At 70.8% G+C, this 15,914-nt stretch carries 15 protein-coding genes; 12 read left to right on the top strand and 3 right to left on the bottom strand.

Annotated elements, in window-relative coordinates:
* Positions 1 to 83 precede the first annotated feature (83 nt).
* Together ACIOJE_RS36935 and ACIOJE_RS36930 are read right to left on the bottom strand one after the other, a co-directional pair.
* The gene (locus tag ACIOJE_RS36935; RefSeq protein WP_280681821.1) at positions 84 to 755 is read right to left on the bottom strand and encodes a response regulator transcription factor; all 672 of its coding nucleotides are present in this window, start codon (positions 753 to 755) and stop codon (positions 84 to 86) included.
* The gene (locus tag ACIOJE_RS36930) at positions 755 to 1,678 is read right to left on the bottom strand and encodes a RecB family exonuclease (RefSeq protein ID WP_280681819.1); all 924 of its coding nucleotides are present in this window, start codon (positions 1,676 to 1,678) and stop codon (positions 755 to 757) included. Before ACIOJE_RS36930 ends, ACIOJE_RS36935 begins: the two co-directional genes overlap by 1 nt.
* Positions 1,679 to 1,846: 168 nt before the next feature.
* Between ACIOJE_RS36930 and ACIOJE_RS36925 the strand changes: the two genes are divergently transcribed.
* The 3 genes from ACIOJE_RS36925 to ACIOJE_RS36915 all read left to right on the top strand — a co-directional run bounded on the left by ACIOJE_RS36925 (position 1,847) and on the right by ACIOJE_RS36915 (position 4,820).
* Positions 1,847 to 3,067, top strand: coding sequence for a site-2 protease family protein (locus tag ACIOJE_RS36925; RefSeq protein WP_280681817.1), 1,221 nt, complete (start codon positions 1,847 to 1,849; stop codon positions 3,065 to 3,067).
* A 60-nt stretch (positions 3,068 to 3,127) separates the two neighbouring features.
* The gene (locus tag ACIOJE_RS36920) at positions 3,128 to 4,087 is read left to right on the top strand and encodes a tRNA (adenine-N1)-methyltransferase (RefSeq protein WP_280681815.1); all 960 of its coding nucleotides are present in this window, start codon (positions 3,128 to 3,130) and stop codon (positions 4,085 to 4,087) included.
* Positions 4,088 to 4,232: 145 nt separating this feature from the next.
* Complete coding sequence (locus ACIOJE_RS36915) at positions 4,233 to 4,820, top strand: hypothetical protein (protein ID WP_400782572.1); 588 nt, start codon at positions 4,233 to 4,235, stop codon at positions 4,818 to 4,820.
* 12 nt (positions 4,821 to 4,832) lie between these two features.
* Here the strand turns inward: ACIOJE_RS36915 and ACIOJE_RS36910 are convergent, their stop codons facing one another.
* Entirely contained in the window at positions 4,833 to 5,138 is a 306-nt protein-coding gene (locus ACIOJE_RS36910) for a ferredoxin (RefSeq protein WP_280681811.1), read from the bottom strand.
* A 283-nt stretch (positions 5,139 to 5,421) separates the two neighbouring features.
* Between ACIOJE_RS36910 and arc the strand changes: the two genes are divergently transcribed.
* The 9 genes from arc to ACIOJE_RS36865 all read left to right on the top strand — a co-directional run bounded on the left by arc (position 5,422) and on the right by ACIOJE_RS36865 (position 15,780).
* Positions 5,422 to 7,188, top strand: a complete 1,767-nt coding sequence (gene arc / locus ACIOJE_RS36905; protein ID WP_280681809.1) for a proteasome ATPase — start codon at positions 5,422 to 5,424, stop codon at positions 7,186 to 7,188.
* A 229-nt stretch (positions 7,189 to 7,417) separates the two neighbouring features.
* The gene (gene dop, locus ACIOJE_RS36900) at positions 7,418 to 8,929 is read left to right on the top strand and encodes a depupylase/deamidase Dop (protein ID WP_280681807.1); all 1,512 of its coding nucleotides are present in this window, start codon (positions 7,418 to 7,420) and stop codon (positions 8,927 to 8,929) included.
* Positions 8,930 to 9,103: 174 nt separating this feature from the next.
* Entirely contained in the window at positions 9,104 to 9,322 is a 219-nt protein-coding gene (locus ACIOJE_RS36895; RefSeq protein ID WP_280681804.1) for a ubiquitin-like protein Pup, read from the top strand.
* Between the two features lie 163 nt (positions 9,323 to 9,485).
* A complete protein-coding gene (gene prcB / locus ACIOJE_RS36890; RefSeq protein ID WP_400782569.1) occupies positions 9,486 to 10,328 on the top strand; it encodes a proteasome subunit beta in 843 nt (280 codons plus the stop codon).
* A 31-nt stretch (positions 10,329 to 10,359) separates the two neighbouring features.
* A complete protein-coding gene (gene prcA, locus ACIOJE_RS36885; protein WP_280681802.1) occupies positions 10,360 to 11,115 on the top strand; it encodes a proteasome subunit alpha in 756 nt (251 codons plus the stop codon).
* Positions 11,116 to 11,235: 120 nt separating this feature from the next.
* Complete coding sequence (pafA, locus tag ACIOJE_RS36880) at positions 11,236 to 12,597, top strand: Pup--protein ligase (protein ID WP_280681800.1); 1,362 nt, start codon at positions 11,236 to 11,238, stop codon at positions 12,595 to 12,597.
* A 132-nt stretch (positions 12,598 to 12,729) separates the two neighbouring features.
* Positions 12,730 to 13,716: an FKBP-type peptidyl-prolyl cis-trans isomerase gene (locus ACIOJE_RS36875; protein WP_280681798.1), complete on the top strand. Its 987-nt coding sequence runs from the start codon at positions 12,730 to 12,732 to the stop codon at positions 13,714 to 13,716.
* Between the two features lie 203 nt (positions 13,717 to 13,919).
* A complete protein-coding gene (locus tag ACIOJE_RS36870; RefSeq protein ID WP_400782565.1) occupies positions 13,920 to 15,233 on the top strand; it encodes an FKBP-type peptidyl-prolyl cis-trans isomerase in 1,314 nt (437 codons plus the stop codon).
* Between the two features lie 169 nt (positions 15,234 to 15,402).
* On the top strand, positions 15,403 to 15,780 hold the full coding sequence (locus ACIOJE_RS36865; protein ID WP_280681794.1) for an FKBP-type peptidyl-prolyl cis-trans isomerase: 378 nt from the start codon (positions 15,403 to 15,405) through the stop codon (positions 15,778 to 15,780).
* The last annotated feature ends 134 nt before the right edge of the window (positions 15,781 to 15,914 follow it).

Below are 15,914 nucleotides of genomic sequence, written 5' to 3'. Positions count from 1 at the left end.
GTCCCTCGACACGGCGGCCCGCCCGCTCTCCCCCAGGGTGCACGGGGAAAGCGGGCGGGCCGCCGGCACGTCCGGGACAAGCCCTACAGGGCGCCCGGGCGCACCAGCCCGCTCTCGTACGCGTACACCGCCGCCTGCACCCGGTCGCGCAGCTGGAGCTTGGTCAGCACGTGGCCGACGTGCGTCTTCACGGTGGTCTCGCTGACGAACAGCTCGGCCGCGATCTCCGCGTTCGACAGCCCGCGCGCCACCAGCTTCAGCACCTCCAGCTCGCGCTCGGTCAGCGCGCCCAGCGCCTGCGGCGGCGCCTCCTCGCCCGAGGGCAGCTTGGTGGCGTACATGTCCAGCAGCCGGCGGGTGATGCTCGGCGCCAGCATCGCCGCGCCGTCCGCCACCACCCGGATCGCCTGCACCAGCTCCTCGGCCGGGACGTCCTTCAGCAGGAAGCCGCTGGCGCCCGCGCGCAGCGCCTCCACCACGTACTCGTCCAGGTCGAAGGTGGTCAGCACCAGCACCTTGGCCGGGCCGTCCCGCCCCGGGCCGGCGATCCTGCGGGTCGCCTCGACGCCGTCCATCCTGGGCATCCGGATGTCCATCAGCACCACGTCGGGCTGCAGCGCCCGCACCTGGTCCAGCGCCTGCTGACCGTCGCCGGCCTCACCGACCACCACCAGGTCGGACTCGGCCTCCAGGATCATCCGGAAACCGGTGCGCAGCAGCGGCTGGTCGTCGACCAGCAGCACTCGGATCGTCACTAGGACTCCTTGCTCATCAGATCCCCCGTGGGATCGTCTTCGTCAGACGTACGGCTCGATGTGCCGACCTGCACGGGCAGCGGGTACGGCGGGGGAGTGCCGCCGAACTCCGGGCAGCTGGCCTGGTGGTCGCACCAGTCGCAGAGGCGGTTGCGGGTCGCCGGGAAGTCCCCGGTGGCCACCGCGTGGGTGATCCGCTCCCAGAGTGCCCGCAACTTGCGCTCCACCGCGAGCAGGTCGGCCTCGTCCGGGTCGTAGCTGACCACGTCGCCGCCCCCGCCGAGGTAGACCAGCTGGAGCCGCTTGGGGATGACGCCCTTCCAGCGCCACACCACGAGCGCGTAGAACTTCATCTGGAACATCGCCTTGCCCTCGAAGTCCCGCGAGGGCGCCCGGCCGGTCTTGTAGTCCACCAGGCGGACCTCACCGGTCGGGGCGACGTCCACCCGGTCGATGTAGCCGCGCAGCAGCAGCCCCGACTCCAGGGCCGTCTCCACGTACAGCTCCCGCTCCACCGGGTGCAGCCGGGTCGGGTCCTCCAGCCGGAACCACTGGCCGACCAGCTTCTCGGCGTCCGCCAGCCAGCGGGTGAGCGCCGCGCCGTCCGGGTCGTCCGGGAAGAGCGAGCCCAGCTCCGGGCGCTCGCCCAGCAGCCGCTCCCACTGCGGGCGCAGCAGGCCCAGCGCCTGCTCCGGCGTCCGCTCGGCCGCCGGGCTGTCGAACAGCCGCTCCAGCACCGCGTGCACCAGCGTGCCCCTGGTCGCCGCCGCGCTCGGCGGCTCGGGCAGCCGGTCGATCACCCGCAGCCGGTACAGCAGGGGACAGGTCAGGAAGTCCCCCGCACGGGACGGGGACAGGCCGGTCGGGGGCGCCGCCGGGCGCGCCGGGGCCCCGGCGGCACTGGTGGTGTCGGTCTGCTGCATGCCTCCGACCCTATTGCCCTTCGCTGTCATCCCGCTGCCACGGTGCTGCCACACCGGTCGGCACAGTGGGTATGAAGCCTGACAGAGGGGCGCGCGCCGCCGGAGCGCCGCGATCACGTAGCGTGGGCGCACCGGGGCACGACGGGGCAGACGACCGAAGGGATCACGGTGAGCGACAGCAGGGGGCAGCAGACCTCCGACCAGCCACCGCAAGACGACGGCAGCCGCCCCCCGGGGCGCCCGCCCCAGCCGCCCGAGCGCGGCGGCGGCCTCCTGATGGGCCGCCCCTTCGGCGTGCCCATCTACGTCACCCCGTCCTGGTTCGTCATCGCCGCGCTGATCACCTGGGTGTTCGGCGGCCAGCTCGGCGACGTCCTGCCGGAGCTCGGCGCCGCCCGGTACCTGCTCGCGTTCTTCTTCGCGGTCGCCTTCTACGCTTCCGTCCTGGTGCACGAGCTCGCTCACACCCTGGTCGCGCTGCGCTACGGACTCGGTGTGCGGCGGATCCAGCTGCAGTTCTTCGGCGGCGTCTCCGAGATCGAGAACGAGGCCGGGACCCCGTGGCGCGAGTTCTGGCTGGCCTTCGTCGGCCCGCTGCTCTCGCTGGTGCTCGGCGGCCTGTTCTACCTCGGGCTGCAGGCCGTGGAGCTCTCCACCGTGCCCGGGGTGCTGCTCACCGGGCTGATGGTCTCCAACCTGGTGGTCGCCGCGTTCAACCTGCTGCCCGGCCTGCCGCTGGACGGCGGCCGGATGCTGCGGGCGGTCGTCTGGGCGATCAGCGGCAAGGCGATGACCGGCACGGTCGCCGCCGCCTGGGTCGGCCGGGCGCTGGCCGTCGTCGTCCTGATCGGCCTGCCGCTGGTCAGTTCCGCCCGCGGGATCGAGCGCACCACCACCGACACCCTGGTGGACGCGGTGCTGGCCGCCGTCCTCGCCGCGATCATCTGGAACGGCGCCACCGGAAGCCTGCGCAACGCCCGGCTCAAGGAGGTGCTGCCCGGCCTGCGGCTGCGCGACCTCGCCCGCCGGACCGTCGAGGTCACCGCCGACACCCCGCTCGGCGAGGCGCTGCGCCGCGCCCGCGAGGCCCAGGCCGGCGCGGTCGTGGTGGTGGACGGCCGGGGCGATCCGATCGCCATCGTCCGCGAGTCCGCCGTCCGCGGGGTGCCGGAGCACCGCCGCCCGTGGGTCGCGGTCGGCCCGCTCGCCCGCGACCTCGAACCCGGCCTGCGGCTGGACGCCGACCTCGGCGGCGAGGACCTGCTGCGCGCCGTCCAGGCCACCCCGGCCGGGGAGTACCTGGTCGTCGAGACGGACGGCCGGGTGTTCGGCGTCGTCGCGCTCACCGACATCGAGCAGCGCCTCACCGCCGCCGTCAGCGGCCGCTGACCGGGGCCGTGCCCGGGGCCTGGTCAGGCGGGCCGGTCCGCTTCCCTTAGGATTGTGCGCATGTCCGAACCGACCGGTGCCACCCGCCGACGCGGGCCCTTCCAGGTCGGGGACCAGGTCCAGCTGACCGACCCCAAGGGCCGCCACTACACGTTCACGCTCCAGGCCGGGAACCAGTTCCACACCCACAAGGGTGCGTTCCCGCACGACGAGCTGATCGGCGCCCCCGAGGGCACGGTCGTGCGCACCACGGGGAACGTCCCGTATCTTGCGCTGCGCCCCCTGCTCCCCGACTACGTCCTGTCCATGCCGCGCGGTGCCGCCGTGATCTACCCCAAGGACGCGGGGCAGATCCTGGCGATGGCCGACATCTTCGCCGGCGCCCGCGTGGTCGAGGCCGGCGTGGGCTCGGGCGCGCTCTCCACCTACCTGCTGCGCGCCGTCGGCGACACCGGCATGCTGGCCTCCTACGAGCGCCGGCAGGACTTCGCCGACATCGCCCAGAGCAACGTCGAGCGCTACTTCGGCGGGCCGCACCCGGCGTGGAAGCTCACCGTCGGCGACCTGCAGGACAACCTGGTCGAGACCGACGTCGACCGCGTCATCCTCGACATGCTCGCCCCCTGGGAGTGCCTGGACGTCGCCTCCAAGGCGCTCGTCCCCGGCGGCCTCATCTGCTGCTACGTGGCCACCACCACGCAGATGTCCAAGACCGTCGAGGCGCTGCGCGAGCACGGCACCTTCACCGAGCCGCAGGCCTGGGAGACCATGGTCCGCACCTGGCACCTGGAGGGCCTGGCCGTCCGCCCGGACCACCGGATGATCGGCCACACCGGTTTCCTGCTCACCGCCCGCCGCCTCGCCGACGGCGTCGAGCCGCCGCTGCGCCGCCGCCGCCCGGCCAAGGGCGCGTACGGCGAGGACTACGACAACGGGGGCTCCGAGCCGAGCCTGCAGGAGCGCGCCGCGGCCCGTGCCGCCGCCCGCGCCACCGAGACCGAGCAGCCCGACCTCGGCTGACCCGGATCGCTTCGCCCAGGGGTGGTACGAGCCTGCTCGTGCCACCCCTCGGCATTCCGGTCGCCGGCGTGTGGGACGATGCTCGCGCACGCAGACCAGCTCCTGGGAGCACTGGAGGGGACGCCTGGTGGAGACCGCGGTCGGGATGACGGCTGGACAGCAGACACCGCAGGGCCGCACGGGGCCCGAACCCGCGCGCACCGCCCCCTGGCACTGGGCCCTCGCCCTGGCCGGCTGCGGCGCGGTGGTGGCCGCCGCCCTCGCGGCCGCGCCGGCCACCGGCACCCCGGTGCCCGTCCGCAGTACTCCCAAGGCCCTCGCCGCGAGCGCCGCCCCCGACCCGGCCAAGGCCCAACTTCCTTTGGAATGTGGCCCGTTCCCGATCGAGACGGTCATCGGCATGCCCGCCGACCTGGGCGACGGACGGCCCGGCACGGTGGTCGCCGCGCACTGCGCGGCCGAGACCGGCACCCCACCGGACGCCGTCTACCTGCTCGGATTCGGGCCCGGCGCCCACCCGGTGGTGCTGACCACGCTGCTCTCCGAGCGGGAGAACCTCACCGTCGGACGGCTCGCGCTGCGCTCCGACGGCGCCATCACCGGCCACGCGCAGGGGTATTCGAGCGAGGACGTGCCGCGGTTCCGTCCCGACATCTCACTCGATCTCACCTGGACGCGCAAGGGCGGCGGCTGGGAACGATCCCAGACCGCCGCCCCGGTCAGCCAGACCTGACGGGAGGACGCGTCAGTCCGCGTCCGGCCCGTACACCTCGACCCGGTCGGAGACCCGGCGCACGTGGATGCAGTCGCCGGGGCACTCCTTCGCCGAGTCCACCACGTCCTGAAGGATCGTCAGCGGCACCGGGGCGGTCTCCCCGGGCTGCTGGCGCAGCTCGTCGTCCGGCCCCTTCACGTAGGCGAGGCCGTCGATGTCCAGCTCGAAGACCTCGGGCGCGTACTGCGCGCAGATGCCGTCGCCGGTGCACAGATCCTGGTCGATCCACACCTCCAGCTGCTCGGCCGTCGTGGCCGTCTGCTCGGTTACCGACATGGTCCCTGCCGTTTCTGTCCCGGGTCGCCCTATTCCTGGGGCAATCCCGCCATTCGTACAACGATCGGACCTGGCTGCGCGGTCGCGATCGGATATCACTTCGCTCGACGATACATCTGGTCCGCTTTGGGTGGTGCGCGGTGGGTATCCCCTTAGCAGAGGGGAAGCACGCTGGGGCGAAGATCGGACACGCCCGTTCCATCTTTCTTGATCTAGGGGTTTACGGACCCCTGGTCCCAGGTAGGGTCTGGAAGCGTCCAGCTCCCCGGAGGAGGTGAGGACCGTGGCAGCCCACGATGACGACTACAACCGCAGCACCGGCAGGCCCGCTCGTGGTTCCGACGAGACCGCTCAGGTCTCGTACCTTGAGCAGGAAATCGCCGTGTTGCGCCGCAAGCTCGCCGACTCGCCGCGCAATTCGAGGATCCTCGAAGAGCGGATCGTCGAGCTCCAGACCAACCTGGCCGGTGTGACCGCCCAGAACGAACGGCTCGCCTCCACCCTGCGTGAGGCCCGCGACCAGATCGTGGCCCTCAAGGAGGAAGTGGACCGGCTGGCACAGCCCCCGGCCGGTTTCGGCACCTTCCTCGAGGCCAACGAGGACGGCACCGCCGACATCTTCACCGGGGGGCGCAAGCTCCGCGTGAACGTCAGCCCCAACGTCGCCCTCGACGAACTGCGGCGCGGCCAGGAGGTGATGCTCAACGAGGCCCTCAACATCGTGGACGCGATGGCCTTCGAGCGCATCGGCGAGATCGTCACCCTCAAGGAGATCCTGGAGGACGGCGAGCGCGCCCTGGTCGTCGGCCACACCGACGAGGAGCGGGTGGTGCGCCTCGCCGAACCGCTGCGCGAGCTCACCATCCGGGCGGGGGACGCCCTGCTGCTGGAGCCCCGCTCCGGCTACGTGTACGAGGTGGTCCCGAAGTCCGAGGTCGAGGAGCTGGTCCTCGAAGAGGTCCCGGACATCGACTACCGGCAGATCGGCGGTCTGAGCAACCAGATCGAGCTGATCCGCGACGCGGTCGAGCTGCCGTACCTGCACGCCGACCTCTTCAAGGAGTACGAGCTGCGCCCGCCCAAGGGCGTGCTGCTCTACGGCCCGCCCGGCTGCGGCAAGACGCTGATCGCCAAGGCGGTCGCCAACTCGCTGGCCAAGAAGGTCGCCGAGGTCACCGGACGCCCCCAGGGGAAGAGCTACTTCCTCAACATCAAGGGCCCCGAGCTGCTCAACAAGTACGTGGGCGAGACCGAGCGGCAGATCCGCCTGGTCTTCCAGCGGGCCCGGGAGAAGGCGAGCGAGGGCACGCCCGTCATCGTCTTCTTCGACGAGATGGAGTCGCTGTTCCGCACCCGCGGTTCCGGCGTCAGCTCGGACGTGGAGAACACCATCGTCCCGCAGCTGCTCGCCGAGATCGACGGCGTGGAGGGCCTGGAGAACGTCATCGTCATCGGCGCCTCGAACCGCGAGGACATGATCGACCCGGCGATCCTGCGGCCCGGCCGCCTGGACGTCAAGATCAAGATCGAGCGCCCGGACGCCGAGGCCGCGAAGGACATCTTCTCCAAGTACCTCAAGGACTCGTTGCCCTTCCACCCGGACGACCTCAAGGAGCACGGCAGCTCCGTCGAGGCGACGGTGGAGGCGATGATCCAGGCGGTCGTGGAGCGGATGTACACCGAGACCGAGGAGAACCGCTTCCTGGAGGTCACCTACGCCAACGGTGACAAGGAGGTCCTGTACTTCAAGGACTTCAACTCCGGCGCGATGATCCAGAACATCGTCGACCGCGCGAAGAAGATGGCCATCAAGGACTTCCTCGACCACGGTCAGCGCGGACTCCGCGTCTCCCACCTGCTCGCAGCCTGCGTGGACGAGTTCAAGGAGAACGAGGACCTGCCGAACACCACCAACCCGGACGACTGGGCCCGCATCTCCGGCAAGAAGGGCGAGCGGATCGTCTTCATCCGCACGCTGGTCACCGGCAAGCAGGGCGCCGAGTCCGGCCGCTCGATCGACACTGTCGCCAACACGGGGCAGTACCTGTAAGCACGCGGTGACCGGGCCGCCCGGCGGTCCCCGGAACAGCACGCACCCCGTCCGGCTGTGGCGCCTCGCGGCCCCGCAGCCGGACGGCGCGTCTCGGGGCCCGCCCGTCGGCGCCGGGTTCTAGGCTCGACCCACCGTCCGCGGGCAGACCGCCGGCGTCGGTGTTGTTTCAGCGGTACGTCGGCGTGCTCCGCCCGTGGGGGGCGGCGCACCGGGCAAGGAGGGCCGCATGACCGTACGGCGCGTGATGGGCATCGAGACCGAGTACGGGATCTCCGTGCCCGGGCACCCCAACGCCAACGCCATGCTCACCTCGTCCCAGATCGTCAACGCGTACGCGGCGGCGATGCACCGGGCGCGGCGGGCCCGCTGGGACTTCGAGGAGGAGAACCCGCTGCGTGACGCCCGGGGCTTCGACCTGGCGCGTGAGGTGGCGGACGCCAGCCAGCTGACCGACGAGGACATCGGCCTGGCCAACATCATCCTCACCAACGGGGCCCGGTTCTACGTGGACCACGCGCACCCCGAGTACAGCTCGCCGGAGGTCACCAACCCGCGCGACGCCGTGCTCTGGGACAAGGCCGGGGAACGGATCATGGCGGCCGCGGCGCAGCGCGCGCTGGAGCTGCCCAACGGGCAGAACATCCACCTGTACAAGAACAACACCGACAACAAGGGCGCCTCGTACGGCACCCACGAGAACTACCTGATGAAGCGGGCGACGCCGTTCGCCGACATCGTCCGCCACCTCACCCCGTTCTTCGTCTCCCGCCAGGTGGTCACCGGCGCCGGCCGGGTCGGCATCGGCCAGGACGGCTCGGCGCACGGCTTCCAGATCAGCCAGCGGGCCGACTACTTCGAGGTCGAGGTCGGCCTGGAGACCACGCTCAAGCGCCCGATCATCAACACCCGGGACGAGCCGCACGCCGACGCGGAGAAGTACCGCCGGCTGCACGTGATCATCGGGGACGCCAACCTCTCCGAGATCTCCACCTACCTCAAGCTGGGCACCACCTCACTGGTCCTGTCGATGATCGAGGACTCCTTCATCGCCGCCGACCTCGCCGTCGACCAGCCGGTGCGCACCCTGCACCGGGTCTCCCACGACCCCACGCTCAAGCACCTGATCACCCTGCGCAACGGGCGCAAGCTCACCGCCGTCCAACTCCAGCTGGAGTACTTCGAGCTGGCCCGCAAGTACGTCGAGGACCGCTTCGGCAACGACGCGGACGAGCAGACGACGGACGTGCTGGCCCGCTGGGAGGACGTCCTCGGCCGGCTGGAGCGCGATCCGATGTCGCTCTCCAAACAGCTGGACTGGATCGCCAAGCGGGAGATCCTGGAGGGCTACCGCAGCCGGGACGCCCTGGGGTGGGAGAACCCGAGGCTGCACCTGGTCGACCTCCAGTACAGCGACGTACGGCCCGAGAAGGGCCTCTACAACCGCCTGGTGGCCCGTGGCCGGTTCGAACGGCTGGTGACCGAGGAGGAGGTCGAGCGGGCCGTCTCCAAGCCCCCGGAGGACACCAGGGCGTACTTCCGCGGGCGCTGTCTGGAGCAGTACGCCGATCACGTCGCGGCGGCCTCCTGGGACTCGGTGATCTTCGACCTGCCGGGCCGGGACTCCTTGCAGCGGGTGCCCACGCTGGAGCCGCTGCGCGGCACCCGCAACCACGTCAAGGAGCTGCTGGACCGCTGCCGCACCGCGGAGGACCTGCTCCGGGTCCTCTCCGGCGGGTAACTTTTCGATCACCATGGGTGAACGTCCGCCGAATGGGAATCATCCGGGGTGGCAGCGGGTGTTGGACAGGAAGCGCCACCGGCAAACGGGGAGCGGTAGTCGCACCTTGTGTATAGGGTCGATGCAGCAAGCAACGACCAAACCGTGCCAGACGAATCGAGCGGGGTGAGGGAAATGGCGAGCAAGGACACCGGCGGCGGCCAGCAGCGGGCAAACCGGTCCTCCGAGGAGGTCGAGGAGCAGGCCGCGGAAACCCAGAATTCCGATGACCTCAAGGAGCGCCAGGAAAAGCTGGGCGACGACGTCGACGCGGTGCTGGACGAAATCGACGAAGTCCTCGAGTCGAACGCCGAGGATTTCGTCCGGGGATTCGTGCAGAAGGGCGGGCAATAGCCCGTCACCGGTATTCGGGAATTCACGGTCGCGACCGTCGAGGGCGGCTGGGTGGCGAGGGCCACCCGGCCGCCCGGCACCGGCCCCCTCCACACGTGGACAGTGATCGTCGGACGGGTAGGGTGCGGGCAGCGCGAGCTTCAAGCTACCTGGAAGGAATCGTGTGGAAGCCAACACTCGTGGCACCGGGCGTCTACCGGCTGCCTTCCTGACCCCGGGGTCCTCCTCGTTCCTGGACTTCCTCGCCGAGCACAGGCCGGAGCTGATCCCCGGCCACCGCGGGTTCCCCGAGGGTGCCGTGGTCGAGGCCCCGCACGGGACCACCATCGTGGCCGCGGTGTTCGACGGCGGTGTGGTGATCGCCGGTGACCGCCGGGCGACGATGGGCAACGTGATCGCCCAGCGCGACATCGAGAAGGTGTTCCCGGCCGACGAGTACAGCGCGGTCGGCATCGCCGGCACCGCCGGCCTCGCGGTCGAGATGGTCCGGCTGTTCCAGCTGGAGCTGGAGCACTACGAGAAGATCGAGGGCGCCGTGCTCTCCCTGGAGGGCAAGGCCAACCGGCTCACCAGCATGATCCGGGGCAACCTGGGCATGGCGATGCAGGGCCTCGCGGTCGTCCCGATGTTCGCCGGCTACGACCTGGACCTCGGCCGCGGCCGGATCTTCAACTACGACGTCACCGGCGGGCGTTCCGAGGAGCGCGGCTTCGCCGCCACCGGCTCGGGTTCGGTGTTCGCCCGCGGCTCGATGAAGAAGCTCTACCGCGACGACCTGACGGCCGAACAGGCCTCGACCCTGGTCGTCCAGGCGCTCTACGACGCGGCCGACGACGACTCCGCCACCGGCGGCCCGGACCTCGCCCGCAAGATCTTCCCGATCGTCTCACTGATCACCGAGGACGGCTTCCGCCGGCTCACCGACGCGGAGGTCGCCGAGATCGCGGTCGCGATCACTGACCGGCGTCTCTCCCACCCCAACGGCCCGCAGGCCCCGCTGCTCTAGCCGTTACCTCACAGGAAAGGGACGACCGCCGGTGTCGACACCGTTCTACGTCTCGCCCCAGCAGGCCATGGCGGACCGCGCGGAGTACGCCCGCAAGGGCATCGCGCGCGGCCGCAGCGTGGTCGTGCTCACCTACGCCGACGGCATCGTCTTCGTCGCCGAGAACACCTCCAGAGCGCTCCACAAGGTCTCCGAGATCTACGACAAGATCGCCTTCGCGGCGGTCGGCCGCTACAACGAGTTCGAGAACCTGCGCATCGGCGGCGTCCGCTACGCCGACCTGCGCGGCTACTCCTACGACCGGGCCGACGTCACCGCCCGGGGCCTGGCCAACGTCTACGCCCAGACCCTCGGCACCATCTTCTCCTCGGTCGGCGAGAAGCCCTACGAGGTCGAGCTGATCGTGGCCGAGGTCGGCCGCACCACGGACGAGGACCAGATCTACCGCCTCACCCCGGACGGCTCGATCGTCGACGAGAAGAACTACGTCGTGGTCGGCGGCAACGCCGACTCGATCGGCAACTACCTGGGTCAGCGCCACCGCGCCGGGATGAGCCTCACCGAGGTGGTCCGGGCCGCCGTGGACTCGCTCGCCCGCGACCCCAACGGCGGCAGCCCGCGCACCCTCACCCCGGAGCAACTGGAGGTCGCGGTCCTCGACCGCCAGCGCTTCCAGCAGCGCAAGTTCAAGCGCATCCTGGGAAACCAGCTCGCCCGGCTGCTCGACGGAGACCAGTCCGCCGAGACGGACGACGAGGACAACCCGGCGGACACCGCGCCGGAGTAGCAGTGCCTGCGGAGTCCCGTACGGCGGCCGGACGGAGGCCGTACGGGGCTCCGGTGCCCCTGCGGCGGCCCAGTCGTCGTGGAGGCGGTTTCGGACAGCTCCGACCAGATAGGAGTGCTCATGGACCGCCGGATTTTCGGGCTGGAGAACGAGTACGGCGTGACCTGCACGTTCCGCGGGCAGCGGCGGCTGTCGCCGGACGAGGTGGCGCGGTACCTGTTCCGCCGCGTCGTCTCCTGGGGCCGCAGCAGCAACGTCTTCCTGCGCAACGGCGCCAGGCTGTACCTCGACGTCGGCTCCCACCCCGAGTACGCCACCCCCGAGTGCGACGACGTGATCGAGCTGGTGACGCACGACAAGGCGGGCGAGCGCATCCTCGAAGGGCTCCTGGTGGACGCCGAGCGGCGGCTGCACGAGGAGGGCATCGCGGGCGACGTCTACCTGTTCAAGAACAACACCGACTCGGCCGGCAACTCCTACGGCTGCCACGAGAACTACCTGGTGGCCCGGCACGGGGAGTTCTCCCGGCTGGCGGACGTGCTGATCCCCTTCCTGGTGACCCGGCAGTTGATCTGCGGCGCCGGCAAGGTGCTGCAGACCCCGCGCGGCGCGGTCTACTGCGTCAGCCAGCGCGCCGAGCACATCTGGGAGGGCGTCAGCTCCGCCACCACCCGCTCGCGCCCGATCATCAACACCCGCGACGAGCCGCACGCGGACGCCGAGCGCTACCGCCGGCTGCACGTCATCGTCGGCGACTCCAACATGTCCGAGACCACGACGCTGCTCAAGGTCGGCGCCACCGACCTGGTGCTGCGGCTGATCGAGGCCGGCGTGGTGATGCGCGACCTCACCCTGGAGAACCCGATCCGGGCGATCCGCGAGGTCAGCCACGACCTCACCGGCACCCACCAGGTGCGGCTCGCCAACGGGCGCGAGGCCAGCGCGCTGGACATCCAGGAGGAGTACTACACCAAGGCGTTGGAGTTCGCCGACCGCAAGGGCATCAACACCGGCACCATCGCCCGGGTGCTCGACCTGTGGGGCCGGACCCTGGAGGCCGTCCGCACCGAGAACCTGGACGGGGTGGCCACCGAGATCGACTGGATCATGAAGTACAAGCTCATCGAGCGCTACCGAGAGAAGCACCAGATGAGCATGTCCAACCCCCGGGTGGCCCAGATCGACCTCGCGTACCATGACATCCACCGCCGGCGCGGGCTGTTCTACCTGCTCCAGGGCAAGGGCCAGGCGCAGCGGGTGACCACCGACCTCAAGACCTTCGAGGCCAAGTCGATCCCGCCGCAGACCACCCGGGCCCGGCTGCGCGGGGACTTCATCCGGCGGGCGCAGGAACAGCGCCGGGACTTCACGGTGGACTGGGTGCACCTGAAGCTGAACGACCAGGCGCAGCGGACGGTGCTCTGCAAGGACCCGTTCCGCTCGGTGGACGAGCGGGTGGAGAAGCTCATCGCCGGGATGTGATCCGCGGCGACCTCGGGTTTGTGATCAAGGCGGTGTCCGGCCCCGGTGGTGTCTACCGGGGCCGGACACCGTCCGGGCATACGCTGTCCGTCGAGTCAGGAGAGCCGACCTCGAACGACAGTTAGGACCCCCGTGCGCCGCACCGCCGGTTTGCTTCTCACCCTGCCGCTGCTGCTGGCGGTCGCCTGCAGCAGTTCGCCCAAGGCGGCCGGCCCGGCGACTCCGTCCGCGCCGAGCGCGCCTCCGACGGTGCCCGCGCCGGTCGGCGAGGCGTCGCCGATGCCCACGCTCTCGGAGGGCGGGTTCGGCAGCAAGGCCACCATCACCCTCCCCGAGGGCCAGCCCAGCGGCCAGTTCGTGGTGAACACCGTCAGCGAGGGCGACCGGCCGGCGGTCAACAAGGGCGACTGGGTGACGGTCAACTACACGGCGAAGGACTGGACCACCGGCAAGGACCTGCCCAGCTCGTACGACCCGAGCGGGAAGCCGCAGCTCTACCAGGCGGGCAGCGGGCAGCTGGTGCCGGCGCTGGACCAGAGCGTGATCGGCAAGAAGGTCGGCAGCCGGCTGCTGGTGGTGGCCCCGCCGGCGGCGGCCTTCGGCGAGCAGGGCAGCACCCAGCTCGGCGTCAGCAAGGGCGACACCGTGGTGTTCGTCCTGGACATCATGGAGAGCCTGCCGCAGGACTCCACGCTGAGCGGCGCCATGACCCAGCCGCCGGCGAACCTGCCGCAGGTCAAGGACAACGGCAAGGCCCCGGTGACGATCACCGTCCCGGCCGGGCAGGCCGCGCCCACCGACCTCCAGCAGGCGGTGCTCATCAAGGGCGAGGGCAAGCAGGTCAAGACCGGGCAGACCCTGGTGGTGCAGTACACCGGGGTGCTCTGGAACAACGGCCAGCAGTTCGACGCCTCCTGGACGCACGGCGGCGCGCAGGCGGTGCAGATCGGCACCGGCAGTGTGATCGAGGGCTGGGACAAGGGGCTGGTCGGCCAGACCGTCGGCAGCCGGGTCCAGCTCGTGGTGCCGCCCGGGCTCGGCTACAAGGACCAGGCGCAGGGCTCGGTGCCGCCCAACTCCACGCTGGTCTTCGTGATCGACATTCTGGAAGCGGTCTAGGAAGTCGCCCGGGGGATTCCGTACGCTTGGGCGGACGCTCGTACAACGAAGCGTCCGCCCTCATCCTGAGCTGTCATACTGCCCTCGCACTGTGGCAGGCGCCGCCCGGCGCCAAGGCCGGGGCGGATGGTGCGACGGCAGACCGGCGCTCAGCACGCCGGTCGCAGATCTGGAAGACCTCGTGGCGAGATGGATGGGGAGTCATGACTGAGAAGACGCCGAGCCCGGGCGGGGCCGGTACCGCGGCGAACGACAGCTCTGCGGGTGACCCGGCCGCCTCGCGTCCCGGCGGCCCGCTTCCGGGGGACGGTGAGTCGATCGTCGTCCCGCCGTCGATCCTGAAGCAGCAGGCCGGCTGGGCGCAGCCCGGCGAGCAGCCGCGTGCCACGGGCGGGACCAAGACCGACGACACCCCGCAGATCTTCGCCTCCACCGTGCGCCGGGGCGACACCTCGGAGGCCGGGTACGACGAGAACCCGCCCGGGGTGGGCCGGCTGGGCGTGATCCTCGGTACGGTGCTGGCCCTACTGCTGGCCGGCAGCGCCGTGACGCTGTACCTGGTGAACAAGGACGGCTCCACGTCGGACACCGCCGCGAAGCCGGATGCGGCCAAGTCCGCGCCGCCCACCCCGACCGCCGACCCGGTGCCGCCGATCAAGGACAGCGCCAAGGTGCTGCCGACGGTCGCCGGCGACTTCGGCAAGAAGGCCGAGATCCAGGTGCCGGGCGAGGCGTCCGACGGCACCTTCGTGGTCAAGGTGCTGTCCGAGGGCACCGGCCCCAAGGTGGACAAGAACTCCTGGACCTCGGTGGACTACACCGCCAAGGACTGGAACACCGGCAAGGACATCCCGAGCTCGTACGACAACAACGGCAAGCCGCAGATCTTCCAGGCCGGCACGGACGCGCTGATCCCGGCGCTGGACCAGGCCGTGGTCGGGAAGAAGGCCGGCAGCCGGATCCTCGTGGTGGCCCCGCCGGCCGCCGCGTTCGGCTCCCAGGGCAAGGCCGACATGTCGATCGGGGCCAAGGACGACCTGATCTTCGTGATCGACATCCGCAACTCCAGCGCGCCCGACGCGGTGGTGAGCGGCACCGTCACGCCGCCGCCGGCGGACTTCCCGCAGGTCAAGGACAACGGCAAGAAGCCGGCCGAGATCACCCCGGTGGCCGGCGCGAAGGACCCGACCGAGCTGAAGACGCACGTCCTGATCCAGGGCACCGGGCCGAAGGTGGAGAAGGGCGAGAAGGTCGTCGTCCAGTACACCGGCGCGCTGTTCAAGGACGGCAAGGTGTTCGACTCCTCGCTCAGCAAGGGCCAGGCGTTCTCCTTCCCGGTCGGCGGCGGTCAGGTCATCCAGGGCTGGGACCAGGGCCTGGTGGGCCAGACCGTCGGCAGCCGGGTGGAGCTGGTGATCCCGGCCGCGCTGGCCTACGGCGACAAGGGCCAGGGCGACATCCCGCCGGGCGCGCCGCTGGTGTTCGTGGTGGACATCCTGGACGCCGGTCAGGGCTGATCCACTTTCGGGTGACAATGGTGTGCGTGTGACCTTCGGGTCCGGCCGCGTGGCCGGACCCGTACGGGCGGCGGGCGCCCGTACCGTGGTCCGGGAACGGACCGGGGTGCGGGCGTCCGCCGCTTGGTCGTGACCGCAAGCGAATACGAGAAGCACGAGAAGAGGGACTGTGAGCCTCAACGAGAAGCCTGAGATCGACTTCCCGGGCGGTGACGCTCCGGCGGAGCTGCAGATCCGCGACATCGTCGTCGGTGACGGGGCCGAGGCCAAGCCGGGTCAGAACGTCAAGGTCCGCTACGTCGGCGTGACCTTCGAGACCGGCGAGGAGTTCGACGCCAGCTGGAACCGGACCCCGAACGAGTTCGCGTTCCCGCTGGGCGCGGGCCGGGTCATCAAGGGCTGGGACCAGGGCGTCGCCGGCATGAAGGTCGGCGGCCGCCGCGAGCTGGTCATCCCGCCGCACCTGGGCTACGGCAACCAGTCGCCGACCCCGCTCATCCCGGCGGGCTCGACCCTGATCTTCGTGGTCGACCTGCTGGGCGTCTGAGCCTGCTGTCGTGGGGGGGGGGCCGGCCGGGGGGGGGGGGGCGGGGCGGGGGGGGGGGGGGGGGGGGGGGGGGCCCGGGGGGGGGGGTGTGGAGGCCACGGCGGGGGGGGGGGGGCCGGGGGCGGGGAACCCCG

It is taken from the genome of Kitasatospora sp. NPDC087861 (assembly GCF_044742585.1).
Classification (GTDB): domain Bacteria; phylum Actinomycetota; class Actinomycetes; order Streptomycetales; family Streptomycetaceae; genus Kitasatospora.
This window is presented reverse-complemented; position numbering and strand designations above follow the sequence as displayed.